Origin of the sequence: Bradyrhizobium agreste, from assembly GCF_016031625.1 — a bacterium.
Classification (GTDB): Bacteria; Pseudomonadota; Alphaproteobacteria; order Rhizobiales; family Xanthobacteraceae; genus Bradyrhizobium; species Bradyrhizobium agreste.
In genome coordinates, this window is the sequence record NZ_JACCHP010000008.1 from 88,236 (window position 1) to 109,231 (window position 20,996).

A 20,996-nucleotide genomic window follows, 5' to 3' on the forward strand; every position below is an offset into this window, starting at 1 on the left:
ACTAGCTTTCCGAAAGCTGACGAACCCGACGCGGTTCTTAAAACGAAAGCGGCCGGTGTGGGTCGATGCCCTCCTGTCTGGAACGCACGCGTCTGTCCAGCGGACATCCGACTTAAGTGTATGGTCAAGCATAGACACAAGCCGATCTTTTCAAAGAGGTCGTGAAACTCGCATATGCCATGTGCTGCGGAAGGTGTCAGCAGAAGCCCGTCGATGTCTGCAAGGCGCGGCGCTGCGACATCATTGACGAAAGACGAATCCATTATCTCTACGACCTCGACGACAGCTGGGCCCATCCCATCAAGCGCGAAAAGTGATCCGACAGCAGGCCAACGAACGGCCCTCCACCCTTACTCGATTCCGCCGGTCGCTGTCCTCCGGAAGATGTCGGCGGTGTGTCGGACTATGTCGGAATACCTCGATGTCATAGGTGACCCCTCTCGTCCCGAGCACGAACATAGCGTCCGTGCGCCCAGACAGAGTCGATCGCCCCTTCATCGATCGGATAGCGCTCGAGGCCGGTGTCCTTGTCCGGAAAAGAGAAGGCGCATAAGCGCATCACGCGGCCAACGTCTCCCAAATCCGGTCGCGGCAACCGTTGTGTTCGGCCAAACGCTCGGGGGTCTTCTCGCCATAGGCGGCGCCGGTCTGGCATTAGATTTCCAGCTCCATCGGGGGCTGGGCGGCAAGGCCGATCATCTCGCGCCAAAGATCGGCATCAGAGGTCTTCTCCAAGAGCGTGCGCAGGTCATCATGTCGGTCATGGGTGGTTCCTCCATTGCGTTGGCATGTCGCAATCTAATCCCACCGGAGAACTGCCGGTGACCACCGCAAAGCCGCCGCCCGGTACTGCACCATTTGGGCGCGTGTCCGGGCGGCTTTGCTCTACCGAACTACACCACCACTGGGAACACGACCATGAGATGATGATCGCCCTGGATCGGCTCTACGAGAGTGAGTGTGCCGCCCTTTCGCTGGACCACCTGCGAGTGTCGCAAGTTCAAGCGGGATTATCGAATGGTTCGACTATCTTGATGCTAGGCCAGACCCTTAGATGGGCTTACACATGGCTGATGGGTTCAGCATAGTGGCTTTGCCGCTCTTGCCCGAAACAACAGAAGCCTCGTGGCACTGGCCAAGTTCGGTCATCTCGTTGCGACATGCGCTTCGGTGCCCCCAATTCCAATGGAGCGAAACAGTACCAGGAATGAAGGGGGCAGGGTTTTTGAGTGTAGGGCAGAGCTTCGGTGGTACATAGCATTTCTCGGGCGCATTACGAGAAATGTCGGAACACGCATCCGTCTCGCGCAGTCGCCAGGCGCGAGTATCGACCATGGCGGACCACGAAACGATGGCTGGCCACCATGGATGGGGGAGACGTGCTCAAGTTCATCGAGGCCGCCCATTCTTGTGGAGTGGCAGCGGGTCGAGGAGCGGTGTCGGGTCCTCCTGACCGCGAAAGCCTTTGCTGCGGTGGCGCGCTGCCCGGAGCGAGATTAGGTTAGGCCCTCATAGCAGAGCCTACGGGATTTAGACGTGGCCAGTGCGCAGGGATGCTTCGGCTTTCCGGAGTTGCATCGTCGCGCGCGGGACCACGAGGTGAAGACGTCCGGCATCCGCTAAATCTCAGACATACTGCACGAGCTTAAGGTAATCGTCTGTGAGAACAGGTGAGCGAATAGAACAAGCCGCGTCATGAAGGAAGGTGGTCAGAGTCCGACTGGCCCGATTGCGGACTTCGACAGATTGCCGCGCCGGCGCGCGAGTACGGAGAGTTGCTAGTTCGGAACTGACCAGGTCAGCCGCTGCTGCGGCGCAATCTGAGACAGAGAAGCACCCAGCAGACACGACCGCGTTTGCCAATCCCAATGTGGTGAGCCAACCCGCATAGATCAGCACGGCACCGTCTGTCTCATCGAGTCCAGAGAGCTCCTCAATTGCAGCAGCATGGCCTGATGCCGCACCGAGTGATCGAAAGAGATCGGCTATTTCATCACGGGTGGCTTTAGAGAGGAGGCAGCGGCCGAGATGTGATAAGAGCGCCTCAGTCGGGCCTTCGAAGATGCGAAGGATGCGAGCGTCTCGATAAATTTTGGCCAAAGGCGTTCCCTCATCGTAACCACGGCCACCTAACAGCTGGACGCATTGATCAGCGACAAGGCCACACCACTCCGAGGACAAAACTTTCGTTGCCGACGCAAGGTAAACGTTGGGTGCGCCCTGCGCTGAAACAAGTCGGCAGGATGCTGCCAGCATCGCCTTCACGACTTCCCGCCGCAGCACCATCTGCCCAAATAACTGCTCGATGTAGCTGTTCTCGATCATACGCAGTTTACCGAGCCGACGATGGCTTGCATAAGAGGCTGCGAGCTGGATAGCGCGCTCAAGCGCTCCAAGACCCATAGCAGCCACACCGATCCGGCCGCGGTTCATACTAGATGACGCCGCGCCCCAGCCGTCTTGATCGCGGGAGAGCACGTAAGCACGCGGCACCTCGACATCCTGGAACTCCAGAGTATTCTGAATAATGCCACGTAGACCGAGTGTGCGATGCTCGTGCGTGACCTTTAGCCCTGGAGCCTGCCTGTCAACGAGTACACCAACGAGCCGACCTTTCGCATCGGGACCAGACGCGCGAGCAAAGCAAACGATCCAGCGAGCCCAGTCAGCCAGGCCGATCCAGATCTTGCGGCCAGAGATCTGAACTTTATCTTCGCTCATGAGAGCCGAAGCTTCGATATGCCTCGGGGCAGAGCCTGCTCCAGGCTCGGTCAAAGCGAAAGCGCAGAGATCGCCGCGCGTTGCACCCCAAATGATATGCTTTTGTTCGGGGATGTGCGGTGCCGCTTCGATGCAGGGCAAGGCTAGGAAGTTATGGATCACGAGGGTAGAGGCAGCGGAGACATCGAAGGATGCAGTGGCGGAGATGAGGTCGATGGCCTCTTGCAAGGGAAGAGCTAATCCGCCGTGCTCTCCTGGTGTGGTGAGCCCGAACAATCCGTGCCTTGCCAAGATGCTGTGTAGGGTTGGAGGGAATGCTCGGCGGTCATCCGCGTCTGCGAAATTCAGCTGACTGAGGTCAGCGATCAAACTGGAGTATAGTGCAGCTGCACGGCTCTCAGCTGTGCGTTCCTGCGCCTCACCATATCGGGCGTAAACCTGAGTATACATAGCCATAAGGCCCACAATGACGCCGGCCCCGCTTCGTGCCAATTCATCCGCGTGGCTAGCTCGGCTACACATTGGTATAGTGTGGATGCAAGCGCAGTATAAGCACGCTATCGGGACGGGATTTATTGCGGCCACCTTCGCTTCCGGGCCGATCTCAGCGCCGATCAGTTCCTCAGTCTTGCAGACGCCCAGGAAACGTGGAGATTTGGCGCAAATTCTACAACAAGAAATGCTCCCAGAGGGCAATCGGCAACAGATCGCCGATTGTGCTGCGAAGCCCACGTGGCGCAACCAGCCCGTCAACGTGTTCAGAGTCGTAAAGCGCGACTTCTGGGTAGTCCAAAGTTCGGTCTCGCTGCATCCTCAAAAGTCATTCCCCGTGATTTGCCTGGCCGTATGCTCAACAGCATCAATTGCGCAACCTGCTGACACACACTCTCTCTAAAACAGATATCATGATAGGACGCTGCGGCGCAGTTCAGGGGCCCGGCAGGCGAAGCGGAGCCCATCCGCGAGGACAAAAAGAAGCGTACACTAATCATGGCACTTCCGCAGGACCTCTTGTGGTTCTTGACAATGAGCATTCTCGCTGAGGGGTTTCAAACAAGCCCTCTCGCCATGAGATGTAAGTGCGAAATTGCAGGAAAGGGCATTTGGGCGCTTGGGACCACGCGTCAGGACAGGAAAGTAGGCAAGAAGGTCGAAAGGGTAGGCGGCGCCGGATAAGCCCCAGACGAAGGGTTCAAACACTCAGCAGGGCAGCCCGTGAGGCTCAAATAGCGATAGGCCCACTTTCCATCGCAGTGTTGGACCCGTTTAACGTTGACCGAGGCCAAGTCCCCGCCGAAGGAAAAGTCACAAGCAAAATAGGTCTGGGCCCTAGCGCCGTTCATATGGATAGGCGGATGGGTTGGGCCTTTTGGCGCGGCTTGCAAGGGCTACGTTGCAAGCTCGCCCGAAGCAAAAACCCTGGCTTCGTGCCAGGGTTTTGATGTCATCGCCATTTTGAGAGAGCGGATCAAAAGTCCATACCGCCCATGCCGGCGCCTGGAGGCATTGCTGGACCAGGCGCGGCCTTCTTCGGCAGCTCGGCAACCATGGCTTCCGTGGTGATCAGGAGCGCCGCCACCGAGGCTGCGTTCTGGACCGCGATGCGCACGACTTTGGTCGGGTCAATAATGCCCTTGGAGACAAGGTTGCTATACTCGCCTGTCTGCGCATCGAAGCCATAAGAGTACTGCTCGTTGTCGAGGACTTTGCCGACCACGATCGAACCGTCTTCACCGGCGTTGATCGCGATCTGGCGGGCCGGCCAGGACAGCGCCTTGCGCACGATCTCGACGCCGGTCTTCTGGTCGTCGTTCTTGGTGCGCAGGCCTTTGAGCTGCTCGGAGGCACGGAGCAGGGCGACGCCGCCGCCCGGGACGATGCCTTCCTCGACCGCCGCGCGGGTCGCATGCATCGCGTCATCAACGCGATCCTTGCGCTCCTTCACCTCGACCTCGGTCGCGCCGCCGACGCGGATCACCGCGACGCCGCCCGCGAGCTTGGCGAGACGCTCCTGGAGCTTCTCACGGTCGTAGTCCGAGGTGGTCTCCTCGATCTGCGCCTTGATCTGGCCCACGCGCGCCTCAATGTCGGCCTTCTTGCCGGCTCCGTTGACGATCGTGGTGTTCTCCTTGTCGATCATCACCTTCTTGGCGCGACCGAGCATGTTGAGCGTAACGTTCTCGAGCTTGATGCCGAGATCTTCCGAGATCGCCTGGCCGCCGGTCAGGATCGCGATGTCCTGCAGCATGGCCTTGCGGCGATCGCCGAAGCCCGGAGCCTTGACGGCCGCGACCTTCAGGCCGCCACGCAGGCGGTTCACGACCAGGGTGGCAAGCGCTTCGCCTTCGACGTCCTCGGCGACGATGACCAGCGGCTTGCCACTCTGCACCACGGCCTCGAGCAGCGGCAGCAGTTCGTTCAGCGAGGAGAGCTTCTTCTCGTTGATGAGGATGTAGGCGTCGTCCATCTCGACGCGCATCTTGTCGGCGTTGGTGACGAAATAGGGCGAGATGTAGCCGCGGTCGAACTGCATGCCCTCGACGACGTCGAGCTCGGTCTCGAGCGACTTGGCCTCCTCGACCGTGATCACGCCTTCGTTGCCGACCTTCTTCACGGCGTCGGCGAGGAACTTGCCGATCTCGACATCGCCGTTGGCCGAAATGGTGCCGACCTGGGCGATCTCCTCATTCGAGGTGACCTTCTTCGAGTTCTTCTGGAGATCCGCGACAACGGCTTCGACCGCGAGGTCGATACCGCGCTTGAGGTCCATCGGGTTCATACCGGCAGCAACCGACTTGGCGCCTTCGCGGACAATCGCGGCGGCCAGGACGGTCGCGGTGGTGGTGCCGTCGCCGGCAGCATCCGCGGCCTTCGAAGCCACCTCGCGCACCATTTGGGCGCCCATGTTATCGAACTTGTCGTCGAGTTCGATGTCCTTGGCGACAGCAACGCCGTCCTTGGTGATGCGAGGCGCGCCGAACGACTTGTCGAGCACGACGTTGCGGCCCTTCGGACCGAGCGTGACCTGCACGGCATTGGCGAGGATGTCGACGCCGCGCAGCATGCGGTCCCTCGCGTCTACTCCGAATTTGACTTCTTTGGCTGACATAAAGAATTCCTCAGTTTCTTATTTTCTCATCCTTCAGCGCGCCCGGCGGGCGCTCGTCAGGGGGTGAGCTGTGCGAGCGCCGGGTTAGGCGGCATTCTTCTTGGAAAACACATCGGTGAGAACGCCCATGATGTCGCTCTCCTTCATGATCAGCAGGTCCTGGCTGTCGATCTTGACTTCGGTGCCCGACCATTTGCCGAATAGCACGCGATCGCCGACCTCGACGTCGATTGGAATCAGCTTGCCGGTCTCATCGCGGCCGCCCGGGCCAATTGCAATGACTTCGCCCTGCGAGGGCTTTTCCTTGGCTGTGTCGGGAATGATGATGCCGCCAGCGGTCTTCTCATCGGCGTCGATGCGCTTGATCACGACGCGGTCGTGAAGCGGACGGAAATTCATACAAGTCTCCTGAGCGTCTGAACAAGTTGGAGATAGTCACATTGTGACGAGCCCAATTATAGCAAGAGTCAGGCCAAAAATGAGCTGAACGATCATGCCTGCAGTTCTGCTGAATCGTTGCCTGGCCTGCGCGTGTCTTTGTCCGTAAGCAAACGCCCTCAGGTACACAGCCCGCCAAGCTGTTGCGAAAATGACATTGCGTTTCGTCGGAACACCCGGTTGATCCCAGGATTCCTCAACTTGGCGGCCCTTACACCGATCGACGCGCCGCGTATTTCGACGGCGGCGGCCTGGCTGCACACAATTGGTTCGTCTTACAGCAGCATCTATTAGCCAGGGAAACGTACGGCGCACAAGATTCATTCGAAGGGCGGGTTCGAACAATATGAGATCCTCGCGCATAATAACAATTATGCCGACTATATAGACCGCGGGACCTTCAAGAAGTGATCTGGACCGAGCTCGATCAGGCCATTGCACGCTGCGGCACGAACACAGCAGAGGCGCGCCATGACGAAGGCGCACGGCGGTCTCCAGACAGCGAGAGGCAATTTGCATTGCAGGGCAGTCGCTGCACCTATCGGTCCGAGAGGTTTCCCTTTTGATGTCGATGGCATCCAAATAGCCGTCATGTCTCAAGCGGACTGAGGGGCATATGAACTATATACGTTGATATACGTTGTGCCGGCGCATCTGGCGTGTGATTGCAGCTTCGAAGTTCGAAATTCACGCGATCTCCGCGCCCAATGGAAAAAGCATCTGTGTCCTCTGTAGAAGTCCACCAGTACATCGTCTCACTTCTTCAGAAGCCGAATCCAGTCATCCTGGATATCGGCTGCAATGACGGGACCGATACGCAACAGTTTCTCAACCTCTGCCCGCAAGCTCAGCTCTACTGCTTTGAGCCGGACCCCAGAGCGATCGCGCGCTTCAAGAAAAAACTGGGCTCATCCCTCAATAAGGTGAAGCTCCTTGAAATCGCGATCAGTGATCGAAACGGGATGATCGATTTCCATCCAAGCAACGCAGATGGTGATGCGAAGGAATGGGACCTCTCCGGCTCAATACGCCGCCCGAAGAATCATCTTACAGAGTATGATTGGGTCCGATTCGATCGCCCTGTCTCGGTTGAAACGCGGCGGCTGGACGACTGGTGCAGCGAGGTAAAGCTGAACACGGTCGATCTCATCTGGATGGATGTCCAGGGAGCCGAAGCCGATGTTATTACCGGCGGCATGCGGACCTTGAGCAACACGCGCTTCATCTACACGGAATATAGCGACCGTGAGCTCTACGAAGGGCAATTGTCCCTGCAAGCCATTTTGGACCTGCTACCATCATTCGAAGTGGCGGCCCACTATCCACGCACAGTGGAAGGGGATGTATTGCTCAAAAATACGCGCTTCTAGTGGCTGCTCGTATCGAGCGCCTCATTCATCGCTAGAAGACTTGACCAGCGCGCTCCATGCCACCCAAAGCTGTACAACGGGTGGTCATGAAGGCGAGGGATGTCAGTAGCCGAACGGGCAGCTCCGGTTGCCGGCTGCCATTGCAGACCGCACGCATCAGGTCGGCGTCGGGCGGGTGGTGGGTTTCCGACGATCATCTATTTGGCGAGCCGGCCACAAGCGACGACTTCGTGGCCAGCAGGCCGAGCCGTTTCATATACTTGAATCAACACTGGCAGCTGGGGCTCGAACCGTTAAATCACCTGAACAGCTGCTGTTGGTCTGAACCTCTTGTAAGCTGGTGCACTGCTTCGAACAAATGCCAAAGCAACTGCATGGGTTCTCGTAGTTCCTTGTCTCAATGGGAAACCGAGCTGAAGCATGGGCTCATTCCATGAGGATCGCCGTGAGGCGTCCAACGTAACTGCAGCAGCCGATTGTCCAGCAAGGCGTCCTGGATACAGCGCAGGAGAAGGCGGCTGCGATCATCAGCGGCCGATCTCGCGCCGGATCGGATCAAGACCGTCATCGTAATCGCGGTTACTTGCCTGCTCATTTGCCGCAGGCGGAGCCGATCATCGAATCTGCGAGCACGCTCGGCCTATGCGGCTGCGGCGCGATGACGAAGATCGGCGAGAACGTCAGTAAACGCCTCGTCCCGGCGCGATGGCCGAAGTTTCTTCTAGCCGCGCCGCCAAATCACCTGCAATTCCAAATCGGCCCGATCGGCGTCCGCGTCCAGCATGGCCCGAAACTGCCGCCATTGTAGCGGCTGCGGCGGAAGCCGGGGCGGCCGAAATAGTGCCACTCGCCATCCCAACCGTAGTACTGAGGAACCGGATCAATATGCCAGTGGCGCCGGTCGGCGCGTGAGAGCCGGCGCATCGCGTCCTTCTGCTTGTAGAGCGGAATGCTGTTGCTCAGGGGCTGGCGATAGCCGGGCAGGAGCCGTAACTTTGGCAGACCGGCTTGGGTCGCTTTTGAGTTGACGCAGCGTTCGCGACGACCGACAGCAGCGACAGGATGATAGTAGCAGTTAGACACACAAGGCGCGACATGAATCGACGATAGTCGGTCGGTTGCGCGGAGGCCATTCAAATTTTGGTGCAGAGTCGTGCGCAATCTTGCACAGAATTGTTCTCTTAGCTGATCACGCCCTTCCTGATCAGTAAGCGCGCATATCCGGTGCTGTCACCCACCTGCACCACGCCGAAGCCCAAAGCCGAAGCGCGAGAAAATCCGGACCTGAGAGCTTGCCGCGACTGAATGGGCGACCGACCGAGCGCTCGATCTCGGCCAACATCGTGCGTGCGTCCGGGCACACGTCGAGATCGTGGACTGGCATCATCGCGCCGCGGATCGATGAAATCCTAGAGCGGATAGAGCGTTAGGATGGCGCGGACAGTCTTCTCCATACTGATGCCCGGGAGCTGGATCAGGCGCTCCGAGCAGAGTCGCGGGTGGCCGGCTGGTTGGCGTCGACGCCCATGAGGTCGTCGCCATGGCCCATGGAGGCGAGCAGCCGAAGCAGCTCGGGCGCTACGATCGGATCAATCGATTTCAGGATGTGATGAACTATCCTCCCGATCAATCTTACGTTTGTCTCTGTCTCCCTAGCCCTTCGCAATCATCAGATACCGCGAGCCAGAACAGTCCAAACTGCGTTGATAGGTGGCAAAAAAAAAGCCCGGCCTCATTTCGATAGCCGGGCCGAAGTCAGTCGTCGACAGAGGGAGAACTGCCGACGGTTATTTGCGGCAAAACGATCACCGCAAATTCTAATTGCGAAACAGTCAATGACCGGAGAAATCTGGCGTCTTTCCTTCCATCAGACGATATTGACCGAATGCGGCTCAATACTGGTTCGCACAAACCTTGAAGGGTGTACTGTCCCTTGCCGTGAGGATCGTCGAAAGCCATGGTGACGAAATGAGCGGCGCCGCACAGAGACGATCGGAAGCTGTTCGAAAGGCGTCAACTACATATCGACCGCAGAGCGCAGCAACCCAGCTTCCCCTGGGCTGGGACGAAGTACGTTGTTGTTCCCATGCGAGCACTCGGAACCCCGTTCGCGCGATCCCGCACGCGAGGGCCCGCTGCTGCATACACAACGACCGAATTGGCATCATCGTCTCACCGATGGCAGCAAGCCGCTAGCCGCTCCGATTGGCCGGGCATCCTAAGCTATTCGCATGGTACACCGTGACGTCACGTGCGATTCAAGGACTTTTTAGCTCATCCGCAAAACTCCAAGCCGGCGACTTTCTCACAGGCAGCCGCGTGGCTGCACGCAGCGGGATGCCGAGGGGCCGGGAGGGCAATGGCGGATCAGACGAGCCTGCCGGCGAGCGTTGAACAGCAATTGAGCCAGTTGCAAACAACTTTGCCCCGACCGCAAGGTCTCTCTCTCTCTCTCTCTCTCTCTCTCTTGCCCTTTAAACAAGGCCGGCAGCCCGCCAGGTCCTGTAGCTGCAGGCCGCATCATATCGCAGGTGCCGGAAATCCGTTGCTGCGGAGCGTGCGGGAACGTGGGTGAACCACTTTATGGAAAGCCCGGCTGTGCTGCGCTTCCGAGCAGCATGCGGCCGGCGCTCTGGAGCGTTCCCTCGTTTAGAGCTGCGTGCTGGGCAACCACGAAGCTGTCGCACATGGCGCGCGCCAGATTGCTGGTTGTATGCAGCGACCCACTTCCAGCGAGACCACTCGCAATCCTACAGACCTCAGCGCTCTGCCGCGCGGCGTTCGTCGCAGCGAGTCGCATCAGCGTCGCCGTGCTCGGGTTTACCGCACCCTTGAGCGCTTCGTTCCACAGCTCCTCGGTGGCCTCATAGAAGAAGGAACGGGCGGAGCGCAGCATGGCTTCGACTCTGGCCATCTCCAGTTGGACATAGCCGCGCTCTGCCATCACGGGGGCTCCCGTGATCGAGGCGCGACTGCCGGCCATGGCGATCACCTCGTCGAGCGCGGAGCGCGCAATACCGATGCCGACAATCGCATGCACCTGCGCAGCGAAAGCCACGGACGGATAACGATAGACCGGCCCGTCGAGTGTCGGCGGACCGCCGCGGATCAAGGTCCATTCCTCCGGCACAATGACATCGTTGACAACGACGTCGTGGCTGCCGGTGCCTTGCAGGCCGATGACGTCCCAATTGGGGCGGATTGTCACCTTCTCGGCCGGCATTACGGCTACACGCACAAGACCACCGGTTGGATCGTCTTCCACAGTGATGCCAACGCCTATCAGGTCCGCGCCCGGTGAGCCGCTGGCAAATGGCCACACGCCGTTCACGACAAATCCGTCGGTGCTTCGCCTGGCGGGCTGGAGTGGGAAAACCGCACCTGCCAACACCACGTCAGGTCCATTCGCGTATACCTTGCGAAGCGTGTCGTCCGGAAGAGCAGCTAGGTAGCGAGCCCCATCGCCGAAGCTGGCGACCCAACCGGCGGAGCCGTCGGCTTCGGAAATACGCTCGATCAGGCGACAAAAATCGGCCGGCGTTCGCTCCTCGCCGCCGAATCGCCTGGCAGCCATAGCCCGATAGACGCCAACGCGCTTGAAGCCGTCGATGATCTCGTCGGGAATCTTCTGCGCGCGGGCGAACTCGTCTCGACGCGCGCGGATATCGATCAGTAGCGGCGACAGGTTATCCCAGGTCGCAGCCGTAGCGTCGGTTTCTGCAGTGATCTTCTCTGGTGGAGCGTTCATAAACTGTCCTCGGTGTCTTGGGCCGATCGACGGCGCGCGTCATTGATATGGATAGCGCACGCATCGTGAAGCCGGCCGGATTGAAATCCGAGCCGGATGGGATCGTCGAAACTGTCGCAGTTGATACTCGACTGTGATGCGATTGCAGGCGGTTTCCGGTCCAACCGCACGCCGAACCGATGGGCTCAAAGAAAAGGAGTTGAGGGCCGACAAGGCTGACGGAGATTTGGCCGTCGAAGTTGTCATTGAGGCTGAACCCGCAATGCAGCCGACATGCGGCGGCGAGATTGATCCGCCTCTGCAGCACTATGACGGCTGAGGGCAGCGCTCGTATTGTCATGTCTTCTCCAACGGGCAATTTGTCACACTTGGCGCCCGGTTGGCTCGAACCACCTTGTGAATTCCTAACTTGGCGACCCCTACGTCGCCCAAGCCTGCGGCTCTTTTCCATGTTGCAGCAATCGACGTGCCATCAATCATGGTCTGCCCGTCGTGTCTGAATCGAGCGAGATCACGTGGCCCATGCCGCGCCAGCAGGATGCTCGCGCCTCCCGTGTCTGATTCCAGGCACAAGATGTCATCAACCGAACACGGCGGGAGGAGAACGACTGAAGTGGACCTCGGCCGCGGACCGGTCGGGCGCGGCTTGCCTGCCGGAGTTTCAGGCCCGGTCCGATCTCCTGAGATTGCCAAAGGCGCAATTTGCCGTGGTCTCAAGGAGCTGTCCGCATCGGCAAAACGAACTTCAAAGGTGCGCGCCGGCCGCGAAGATGCTCCGTTCCGATGCGCCACTTCGGAACTCGCAATGACAAGACCCGCCTGCGCAGAGCCACGAATGCCCTTTAGATGGCACGTCAACGCGTCTGTCGATAGTTGACCGCCAGGCTTGACGCACTCCGGCGAGGGCACAAGAGATTGTTCTCCGCTCGACCCGGTGGTCGCAATTGTCGTACGCGCGACAAGTTTCTGTTTATGCTGATCCAAGGTACAGGCCCAAGTCAGATGCAACGAGGCTGCTTTTCCGACACTGGCAGTCTCCCAAATGGCTGATGCGGGAGAGACGTCCGATGCCGACGCGAAGCTTTTGTCTTTACGTCGGTGGGTGGTTGGTCACGGCGGTCGTAATCCTGCTCTATTGATCTTCGGCCCTGGCTGAGCCTGGTGATCATAAGCAGGACCATAGATGACTTGCCGGACCGAGCGTGAGAGTCTACCGGAATTGTCGCGTGTTCCGGAGGCCGAGAGCTCAGACCCTGCATGCCTCGCACTGCGATCTGCCGCTTGAACCACGTGCGTCGGCCTAGCGCGTTAAGGTGCAGGCATGAATAAAGTTGGTCGCTTGCTGGCCTCGCGTTGCCAACATGAGCACGTAGAATACGAGGAGGATTAAGAGGCCGCGCATACCTAAGATCTTCCCGAAGCTATAACAACTGTGGAGCGGATTGTATTCGGTGCATTTGATGCAGCCGATGCACGAGCGAATTGCGCGGAACTCGACCGGAGCCCTGTATCAGGCGGCAAACGACCAACCGGCCGCGCGAAGGTGCCAGCGTCAACTCGGCAAATCGACCCTGCCGGTGTCGAGCCGATACAGCCCCCCGACGACCTTCAGTCTGTTCTGCTCAACTGCCGCGTTCAGAATCGGTCCCGTCGATTTGAGTTTGTTGACATTATCGACTACATTTTGTCGGGTTGCTTCTGCGAACGTGTCACCGGTTTGCTGGCGAGATGCTTTTACTGCAGGCGCAAGCGCGCCGACGAGGGATGAAATGTGCCCCGGCGGCGGCCTATCGTCGTGGAGCGACTTGATCGTGGCGTCAATCGCACCGCAATGATCGTGGCCAAGTACCAGGATCAGCGGCGTGTTCAGCACGGCGACCGCATATTCCATACTGGCGAGCGTGTCATCGTTGGCGAAGTTGCCGGCAAGGCGGCACACAAACAGATCACCAAGTCCGCTGCCGAAGACAAGTTCAGGCGCCACGCGAGAGTCGGCGCAGCTCAGAACCGCGGCATATGGATTTTGCCCGTCCACCAAAACAGAGCGCTCGCGCGTGAAATCGTCGCCTCGTGATACGCCCTGGACATAACGATCGTTCCCTTCCATTAGCCGCTTCAGGGCAGCATCCGGCGAGAGTAGGTTATCCGGCTTGGGCGGCGCTTTTGCTTCCTTCGCATCGACAACGTTGTTGCCAAGCCGCCGGCAAACCGCCGAAACAGCGAACAGCAAAAGCGAGCGGCGCGAAGGCGCGATCTTGGTCAGATAGGACATATTCGGATAATGGCCTGAACGCATCTCACCTCATCGCGCGGCTTTGCGCCACCCGGTGGCTTCGGCTTCCGCTTCGCTGCAGAGCCAGCGTTCACCGGACTTCTTCGTCATGTCGATTTGTTCGTAACCGAGTTGCCCGGGCAGGTAATAAATGCGCTCGCCGTTGCGGTCCATGGTGCCTTTTATCAGACACTCTGACGAGGGCGGGTCCGATAGCAGCGCGGATCCGAGCAGGAGTTCCTGAGCGTCGCCCGGAACCGAGCTCGCGCCGATGATGATCGTCCCCTTGTTGCGGCGACGCCAGTCCCAGGGCGCGATGAACGCCCCCGACCACAGCCCCGCATAGGCTTTGCTCGCCACAACCTCATATATAACGTAGGTATGGGTCGAGAGACCCGATAGTGCCCACCCGGAGCGTACCATCCAGGCGTTCACGTCCTCGCCTTCGATGAAGCAACTGCCGCGCGACCTGCCGTATTCATCAACACCTGTGGTATGACAATCCCACGTTCGTCCGTTCGAATGCTTGATAAGCTCGTCGCGAGCCGCTACGCCGCAAGCCCATTTCCGGCCGTGTGCGTCGAGGCAAATCTGGTCAGTCTCAGGAGCGTCGATGCCTGAAAGCCGAAGCTTGGTTTTCTCGAGCTCGATCGTATTGCCGTCGAGGATGCGCGGAGGGCCGCTGAGCTTCGCCGCGCAGACCGGAGATGTGATGACAGCGAACAATGCGACCATCATTACGCGGTGTTTCATCGCGACAATAACCTTTCGCTCTTGATTCATATTCACGCACGATCCGGCGCCGCCACATTCGACTGCTTAAACGCACTATGACCGTTATTGGGCCGCATCTTGGACGTTCGCTTTATGAAAGCTTTGGCCCTCATTTCCAAGCTACGACCTGACGCTGCGTGAGGTTCAAGCGATTTCTTCCGGTTGCGTATCGCAATCATCCTTCGAGGCTCGCCGGTCTCACTCACTGCGCGCGCACTGCACCCTCTCGGCCTGAGGAGGAGTCCCCATCCCGGTATGCGGAGAAAGCCGAATCTCGAAACGCTGTGTTCTCATGGGATTGAAGAAGAAAAGCGCCTGTGAAATTTGACGGTCGAGTGGAAGTCAGGCGTGGAGGAGCAACCTGGTTATGATTTGTGACAACCCTCATCGGCAGACAGAAGGCTGCCGGCCGTTTTGGCGAGGGCGATGACATTTTAAGTTCTTGTCACGAAAAGACTGATGTTCGAAAGAAATCTGGTCTCGCGTCCTGTCTGAGATTTAGTCGAAAGGCGCCACGGAGTTCAGCTCAACGCTCGCTGCGCAAGTGAATCGGTATCGTTTGGGCAAACCACGCAAAACCCGGAGCTCTTTCACAGAGCCAGCCGGGATGGTCGTTGATGCAAATCTCATTGTGGCTTTTCGCACCTCTGCGCTGCACCATAATTGGTCGTGGTGCCGCGGCCCCGTTCGTAGCGTTGGCGCCAGGGAAATTTGGGGACAACCATGTGGAGCTGTGGCTTCGTCGCATACGCACCGGCGAGGGGTAAGCTGCCCGCGTGTTCGGACGACCGCGAGTGCCGTCCTGATGCCATTCGGTGCGAGGCGTCAATCCACAACATTGGTTGGCCCCAACGCGGCACCCGAGCAGGTAGCTCTGGTGCGGTTCAGCCGACTCAAGCTACACATCATTCTCAACCACCTCACTACACAATGGGAATGAAATGGTTGCAGCCCCGCGGGAATTGCCGGTCTCTTCTTACGCGCTTGAAGTGGATGGCCGACTCAGAGCTGAATTCGCAACCAAAGACGGCGCCAATGCAGGTGGAGCCGAACTAAAGAAGCGTTTTCCCATGCTTCAAATCCGGATCTATGATGCGCAGACGAATGCGCGCGAGGAAATCTAACCGCCGACTCAGTTCGGTTCTCGATGCCTCGGGCACGGCTCCGGGCTGCTCGCCGATGGCACTCAAATAGGACCGGTGGTCAGGGGGTATGCCGGGGGCCGCTAACACCGCCCCATTACCCTATTAACCGGTTTCGTCGCAGCACTCGATCCCGCGTGCCGTCTCGGCCTTGGAATGCTCACGCTCTTGCGGGTGAGTCGCGCGATGGGCGGTTCGCGCGCCGCATCGGGCTTGGGCCCGAGGCCTCTGCAGGCCCGGTCCCGTGAAGAATGGCATGGAGAGCTGGTTCCCTCCCAGACGGTGTCCTCTCACTGCGTGGGGTGCGCTGGGGACCAAGCCACTTCTCGCAAACCGGCACGCGCCGCTGAGCTCGACTCCTCGCAGAAAGGGTCGGAGGTAATCGTGCTCCCATTTTTGCGATGCTGGCTGAAGGCCGCGGGAAAGGCTCGCGACTGTTCAAGGCGTAAACACCCGAGATTTTAGAGCTGATATGTCTTGCCGTTGCTCTGAGACGTTCGGCCCTACAGGAGCTGCGGCGCGATCTTGCTCTGCGCGATCATTAACCGAGGCCTTTCGCTCCCCTCTACTCTTCCCGTTCCTTTGGCTCCATGCGAGCGAACCAGGAGCCAGGAGGAAAGCCCGCGATACGCTTGGCAAAGGAGGATTGCGGCTCCCAATCTTGTCCTTCGCTCTTCTCGAAAGTGATGACCCCGTTGTGTGTAAAATAGCGCGGCCCTGGGATATTACAGTTCACCAAAAGCAAAACGCGCCACAGATCACCTTTCTCGGTCGGCTTGTCATTCTGCTTCGGCAAGTAGTCCACTCCAACAGGGTCAACGATAGTGCAGCGGCCCTGCCGCAGAAGATCGCCGAGCGGGCCTTGCTTGGTCGTCACAAAATTGAAGTTGGTCGTGTCATGCAGAAAGCCAAGATTTGCGTCCCTTTCGCCATCCGAGACTTCACGGGCGATCAAGGAGAGCGCGAAGGCGCGCCAGCCCAATTCCATGGGCTTTGCATAGGTCGACGCAAGTGCAATCGTCCCGTCGAGCGCGACCTTCCAGGTGATAGCGTACTGTTCGTCTGATTTATCATCCCGGTGCCTGGTCCACGAAACGAAAACATGTTCATTTTGGTCAAGTTCAGCGACGCCCCACATTCGAGGGACGAACTGTGCCACCTTCGAGACGTTGGAGATAACTTCTTCTATTGTCTCACCGTCTTGCGCTCGCCACGTTGACTTGAGTCTTTCGATAAGGGGGCTGTCGTTTTCGATAAGGGGGCTGTCGTTGGCGCGAACACTGTTGCTCGTCGCAGCCAGCCCGGCCAGGCAGATCAGGAATCGACCGAGGCAAAACCATAGCGCGCGTCTTCCAGACATTTTCTTCATAACCGTCGGCCTATCTGGTCTCATCCACACGTCATTCCAGAGCGGGCAACCTTCAACCTGTTATGCGCGAGCGCAAGAAGTTAGCGGCGACGCGACGGGGCGACCGCCGGTTTTCCCGTGCGAGCAGGCGCTCCCCTCTATGTCACGCGCCGCTAACTTCACTGCCACCGACAGCCTCAATTTGCTGTGCTGGACATGCCCAGCAGGAGGACTGGGCATAGCGAGGACGTGCATTCTTCGTGCCAGGTAACAGACGTCAATTCGCACCGGTTTTGTGTCCTCTTTGTCGACTTTCCGACTTGCGCACGTCTCGATGTTTCCATTCAACCTATCCACCCGGGCTCTATGCATCCCCGTCGCGCATCGGATATTCGACGGCTCAGCGGAGCGCCTCGGTGCCAAGTTCCTGATGAGAGGTGGCAGCACGTTTGCCATCACTGAACGGTGTGGTTCGCTTATCGTTGCCGGAATGTGGGCTTTCGATATCTGTCACGCCTTTGGGCAGATGTGGCGCCATGGTGTCTTTTGCGCTCCTTTCGCGACGTGCGGCGACTCCGGAAGTCGAGAACAGCCTCAGTCAGGTGCGCTTTGTAATCGATGACGAACCACGCGAAGCGGATCTTCACCGCCGAGCATTTGGAATCAGGCCGGCACCGCAAACCAACGTGATGGCCAGGTATGTTGCTGGCTTCACAGGTGTGTTGGGCCTACGGATCCTGTTGGTCGAGAGGGTGGCTGGTGGCGAACGTGCTCCAAGAACCGCTGGCAAGCCCGGACGCGCAACAACTTCATTCTGCTCGAGGCAGCGGTCCCGACCGCGGAAGCCGCATTTGTTCCTTCCGATCTGGCGTGCGGCCGGCAGACAGCTGTGATCGCCATTCCGATATCGCTGTAGAGCACTTCTGCATCATCCCAACGATAGAGATGCATGGTCATTCGCTAGCAGATGTCGCAGCATCTGCTTGAGACATAATCTGAGAGGTTGACGGAAGACTCCTCTTGCCGATAATCCAAGTCGTCGAGGTTCTCCGGTTTCCATTTGATCCGGAGCTAAGAGGGAAGCCGGTGAAAATGCCGGCGCTGCCCCCGCAACTGTGAGCGGCGAGCCGCTGTCCAACGATGTCACTGAAGCCTGCGCGGCTTCGGGAAGGCCGGACAGCACCGATGACCCGCGAGCCAGGAGACCTGCCCCGACAATATATTCGTCCACGGGCGGGGTGTCCGGTGGTGCGCCAAGCAGCCGTCGCACCGCGCGACTTCCCCTGCCTGCGTCCCATGGCCTTTGCCCCCAACATGGGGTTAACGCTATGTCTCTTCTCTCCCTTCCTGTTGCCACGCTCGGAACGCCACGCATCGGTCCAAGGCGCGAGCTCAAACTCGCTCTAGAAAGCTACTGGGCCGGAAAAAGCGGCGAACAGCAGCTGCTCGAGGACGCAGCTGGCCTGCGTGCCGCGAACTGGGCTCGTCAGAAATCTATCGGCGTCACGGTCATTCCATCGAACGATTTCTCGCTGTATGACCAGGTGCTCGACACAAGTGTCATGGTTGGCGCCATCCCGCAGATCTACGCCTCGAAAGCCGAATCCGTTTCGCTCAAGACGTACTTCGCCATGGCCCGAGGTTCACAATGCGACGACCAAGAAGCGAGTTGCGGTCACGGACCGCGCGGATTTGGCGCACCCGCGCAGGAGATGACCAAGTGGTTCGACACCAACTACCACTACATGGTCCCCGAGTTTCACAGGGGACAGACTTTCAGCCTATGCTCTCGCAAGCCGATCGAGGAGTATGAGGAAGCCAAGGCCCTTGGCTTTCAGACCCGCCCTGTCCTGATCGGGCCGGTCACATTCCTAAAGCTCGGCAAGAGTCCCGATTCCACATTCCAGCCACTCTCACTGCTGGATGAACTGATACCGGCCTATATCGAGGTTATGCAGGAATTGGCCAAACGTGGGGCAAATTGGGTTCAGTTCGACGAGCCCTGCCTAGTTCTTGATCTGAATGAGGGGGCGCGAAAATCTTTGCGACATGCCTATGACCGGCTCGCCAAGGAGGGGCCGGCCATCAAGATCATGGTTGCAAGCTATTTTGGCGACCTCGGCGACAATCTGGACACTGCCTTGAGCCTGCCAGTTGCCGGATTGCACCTCGATCTTGTTCGAGCGCCACAGTTGTTGAACCGGATTATCGCTGGCGGCCGAAATGATCTCGTCATGTCGCTCGGTGTCATCGACGGTCGGAATGTATGGCGGTCGAATTTGTCGTCGCTGCGCCAGCGGCTCGAACCAGCGATTGCGAAGCTCGGCAAGGATCGTGTACAGATCGCCCCATCCTGCTCGCTGCTTCATGTGCCGGTCGATGTTGAACTCGAGACTCGGCTCGCTTCCGACGTGAAGAGCTGGCTTGCTTTCTCGGTCCAGAAGATGCGGGAGCTTGCGATGCTGGCGCGGGCACTCGCAGGCGACCAGAATGTTGCGCTAGCTCTTGCCGAGTCGGAATGTGCCGCGACTGTCCGCCAGACTTCGCCGAAAATCCGTGATGCCAATGTCGCTGTCCGGATGAGAGCGATCGACCAGACGATGCGTCGGCGCGCGAGCCCATTTGCCCGTCGTGCCGAGATCCAAAGCAATCGTTTCGGACTTCCGGCTTTTCCTACCACGACGATAGGATCGTTTCCGCAGACCACAGAGATCCGGAATGCCCGTGCGGCGCATGCGCGAGGTGCGATAAGCGACGAGCAATACGACAGGTTCCTCAAGGAGGAGACTGCGCGCGCCGTACGTTGGCAGGAGGACATCGGTCTTGACGTCCTCGTGCACGGCGAGTTCGAGCGCAATGACATGGTGCAGTACTTCGGCGAGCAACTCGCCGGCTTCGCATTTACCAGGAGCGGATGGGTGCAGTCCTACGGCTCGCGCTGCGTCAGGCCACCGATCCTGTTTGGCGATGTAGCGCGACCGAAGCCTATCACCGTGGACTGGTGGCGCTATGCGCAATCACTAACCAGGAAACCGATGAAAGCCATGTTGACCGGACCGGTGACGATCTTGAACTGGTCCTTTGTTCGCGATGATATTCCCAGAAGCGAGGTCTGCCGCCAGATTGCGCTCGCGATCCGAGACGAAGTCCGCGATCTCGAGAATGCTGGTGCGACCATGATCCAGATCGACGAAGCGGCAGTCCGCGAAGGATTGCCGTTGCGTCGATCGGAGTGGGCGGCTTATCTCGACTGGGCCGTCGATTGCTTCCGCATCTGTTCATCGGGCGTCGCCGATCAAACGCAAATTCATACACATATGTGCTACTCGGAGTTCAACGACATCATCGGTGCGATCGCTGCAATGGACGCGGATGTCATCTCGATCGAGACATCGCGCTCGAAAATGGAACTACTCGACGCGTTCAGAAACTACGATTATCCAAATCAGATCGGGCCGGGCGTGTACGACATCCACTCTCCACGCGTTCCCGAGACGGGCGAAATGAAGGAGCTGATGGCGTTGGCTCGGACGCGGCTGCAGGATTCGCAGCTCTGGATCAATCCAGACTGCGGCCTGAAGACGCGCAAGTGGGAGGAGGTTCGGCCAGCGCTAGCGAACATGGTCGCTGCCGCCCGCGAACTGCGCGCTGCACTCGATCCGCGAGGCCGTTGATCCGGGCTTCGGTCTCTTCTCGACAAAGCTGATCCGTCTGTGATCATTTGCGCGGGAGCCTTGGGAACACAAAAAATGCCCGGCCCCCCTTAGCGGGCCGGGCGAAAGTCTGGAAGGAGCGAAGCTGACGCATTCGCGCGGACTTCCATCGGCGGAGGGAGGACAGCCGCCGGTTTGATCACGGCGAGGACATTCGCCGAAAATCTGAGCCGAGTTGAAGCACAAGCTCAGCGCAGCTCAACTATGCTGTGGTATGCGACCGTATAGCCTGAGAGTTAGAAATCTACACCAAGGTTTGTGGCTCATGAGCACGTCGGCACGATTACGACCGCAGCGAGGGGGCATGCCGGGCGGTCACCGCAGGCACCAACAGCTAACTTGGTGCGCTTTCCTGCCTGGA

At 58.8% G+C, this 20,996-nt stretch carries 12 protein-coding genes, 2 pseudogenes and 1 riboswitch; of the genes and pseudogenes, 4 read left to right on the forward strand and 10 right to left on the reverse strand.

The genetic code is table 11. The annotated features are described in order from the left end of the window. The first annotated feature begins 161 nt into the window (after window positions 1-161). Window positions 162-317, forward strand: coding sequence for a hypothetical protein (locus HZZ13_RS14235; protein ID WP_197960205.1), 156 nt, complete (start codon window positions 162-164; stop codon window positions 315-317). 247 nt (window positions 318-564) lie between these two features. Here HZZ13_RS14235 and HZZ13_RS36795 read toward each other — a convergent pair. The 4 genes and pseudogenes from HZZ13_RS36795 to HZZ13_RS14250 all read right to left on the reverse strand — a co-directional run. Then, a pseudogene (locus HZZ13_RS36795) lies at window positions 565-798 on the reverse strand (hypothetical protein); the annotation flags it as partial. Window positions 799-1,626: 828 nt separating this feature from the next. Beyond that, window positions 1,627-3,243 carry an acyl-CoA dehydrogenase family protein gene (locus tag HZZ13_RS14240; protein ID WP_376707037.1) on the reverse strand — a complete coding sequence of 539 codons (1,617 nt, stop codon included), beginning with the start codon at window positions 3,241-3,243 and terminating at the stop codon, window positions 1,627-1,629. A 946-nt stretch (window positions 3,244-4,189) separates the two neighbouring features. Next, window positions 4,190-5,830, reverse strand: coding sequence for a chaperonin GroEL (gene groL, locus HZZ13_RS14245; protein WP_197960207.1), 1,641 nt, complete (start codon window positions 5,828-5,830; stop codon window positions 4,190-4,192). An 84-nt stretch (window positions 5,831-5,914) separates the two neighbouring features. Further along, window positions 5,915-6,229: a co-chaperone GroES gene (locus HZZ13_RS14250; protein ID WP_197960208.1), complete on the reverse strand. Its 315-nt coding sequence runs from the start codon at window positions 6,227-6,229 to the stop codon at window positions 5,915-5,917. Between the two features lie 761 nt (window positions 6,230-6,990). On the opposite strand from HZZ13_RS14250, the gene HZZ13_RS14255 reads away from it, so the two are divergent. Beyond that, on the forward strand, window positions 6,991-7,638 hold the full coding sequence (locus HZZ13_RS14255) for an FkbM family methyltransferase (protein ID WP_197960309.1): 648 nt from the start codon (window positions 6,991-6,993) through the stop codon (window positions 7,636-7,638). 738 nt (window positions 7,639-8,376) lie between these two features. Here HZZ13_RS14255 and HZZ13_RS36800 read toward each other — a convergent pair. The 5 genes and pseudogenes from HZZ13_RS36800 to HZZ13_RS14275 form a co-directional block, all read right to left on the reverse strand. After that, window positions 8,377-8,735, reverse strand: a pseudogene (locus HZZ13_RS36800) (hypothetical protein). A gap of 377 nt (window positions 8,736-9,112) precedes the next feature. Further along, window positions 9,113-9,187 carry a hypothetical protein gene (locus tag HZZ13_RS37630; protein WP_376707042.1) on the reverse strand — a complete coding sequence of 25 codons (75 nt, stop codon included), beginning with the start codon at window positions 9,185-9,187 and terminating at the stop codon, window positions 9,113-9,115. A gap of 1,032 nt (window positions 9,188-10,219) precedes the next feature. Beyond that, window positions 10,220-11,386: an acyl-CoA dehydrogenase family protein gene (locus tag HZZ13_RS14265; RefSeq protein ID WP_197960209.1), complete on the reverse strand. Its 1,167-nt coding sequence runs from the start codon at window positions 11,384-11,386 to the stop codon at window positions 10,220-10,222. A gap of 1,552 nt (window positions 11,387-12,938) precedes the next feature. Further along, window positions 12,939-13,658 carry a carbonic anhydrase gene (locus HZZ13_RS14270; protein WP_376707038.1) on the reverse strand — a complete coding sequence of 240 codons (720 nt, stop codon included), beginning with the start codon at window positions 13,656-13,658 and terminating at the stop codon, window positions 12,939-12,941. 30 nt (window positions 13,659-13,688) lie between these two features. Further along, window positions 13,689-14,441, reverse strand: coding sequence for a thermonuclease family protein (locus HZZ13_RS14275; RefSeq protein WP_197960310.1), 753 nt, complete (start codon window positions 14,439-14,441; stop codon window positions 13,689-13,691). 932 nt (window positions 14,442-15,373) lie between these two features. Between HZZ13_RS14275 and HZZ13_RS14280 the strand changes: the two genes are divergently transcribed. Beyond that, the gene (locus HZZ13_RS14280; protein WP_197960211.1) at window positions 15,374-15,556 is read left to right on the forward strand and encodes a hypothetical protein; all 183 of its coding nucleotides are present in this window, start codon (window positions 15,374-15,376) and stop codon (window positions 15,554-15,556) included. Window positions 15,557-16,139: 583 nt separating this feature from the next. On the opposite strand, the gene HZZ13_RS14285 is transcribed toward HZZ13_RS14280, so the two are convergent. Continuing rightward, the gene (locus HZZ13_RS14285; RefSeq protein WP_246504421.1) at window positions 16,140-16,943 is read right to left on the reverse strand and encodes a nodulate formation efficiency C protein; all 804 of its coding nucleotides are present in this window, start codon (window positions 16,941-16,943) and stop codon (window positions 16,140-16,142) included. A gap of 1,004 nt (window positions 16,944-17,947) precedes the next feature. Next, window positions 17,948-18,150, forward strand: a riboswitch (cobalamin riboswitch). A gap of 100 nt (window positions 18,151-18,250) precedes the next feature. Between HZZ13_RS14285 and metE the strand changes: the two genes are divergently transcribed. After that, window positions 18,251-20,596 (forward strand): 5-methyltetrahydropteroyltriglutamate--homocysteine S-methyltransferase, encoded by a 2,346-nt coding sequence (gene metE / locus HZZ13_RS14290; protein ID WP_197960213.1) that lies wholly within the window; start codon window positions 18,251-18,253, stop codon window positions 20,594-20,596. Window positions 20,597-20,996: the final 400 nt, after the last annotated feature.

What these genes read in the sequence shown, in the direction of transcription:
- HZZ13_RS14265 (WP_197960209.1), bottom strand. Translation starts at nt 11,386, where the DNA reads ATGAACGCTCCACCAGAGAAGATCACTGCAGAAACCGACGCTACGGCT.
- HZZ13_RS14275 (WP_197960310.1), bottom strand. Translation starts at nt 14,441, where the DNA reads ATGAATCAAGAGCGAAAGGTTATTGTCGCGATGAAACACCGCGTAATG.
- groL (WP_197960207.1), bottom strand. Translation starts at nt 5,830, where the DNA reads ATGTCAGCCAAAGAAGTCAAATTCGGAGTAGACGCGAGGGACCGCATG.
- metE (WP_197960213.1), top strand. Translation starts at nt 18,251, where the DNA reads ATGTCTCTTCTCTCCCTTCCTGTTGCCACGCTCGGAACGCCACGCATC.
- HZZ13_RS14270 (WP_376707038.1), bottom strand. Translation starts at nt 13,658, where the DNA reads ATGTCCTATCTGACCAAGATCGCGCCTTCGCGCCGCTCGCTTTTGCTG.
- HZZ13_RS14250 (WP_197960208.1), bottom strand. Translation starts at nt 6,229, where the DNA reads ATGAATTTCCGTCCGCTTCACGACCGCGTCGTGATCAAGCGCATCGAC.
- HZZ13_RS14240 (WP_376707037.1), bottom strand. Translation starts at nt 3,243, where the DNA reads ATGTGTAGCCGAGCTAGCCACGCGGATGAATTGGCACGAAGCGGGGCC.
- HZZ13_RS14285 (WP_246504421.1), bottom strand. Translation starts at nt 16,943, where the DNA reads ATGAAGAAAATGTCTGGAAGACGCGCGCTATGGTTTTGCCTCGGTCGA.
- HZZ13_RS14280 (WP_197960211.1), top strand. Translation starts at nt 15,374, where the DNA reads ATGGTTGCAGCCCCGCGGGAATTGCCGGTCTCTTCTTACGCGCTTGAA.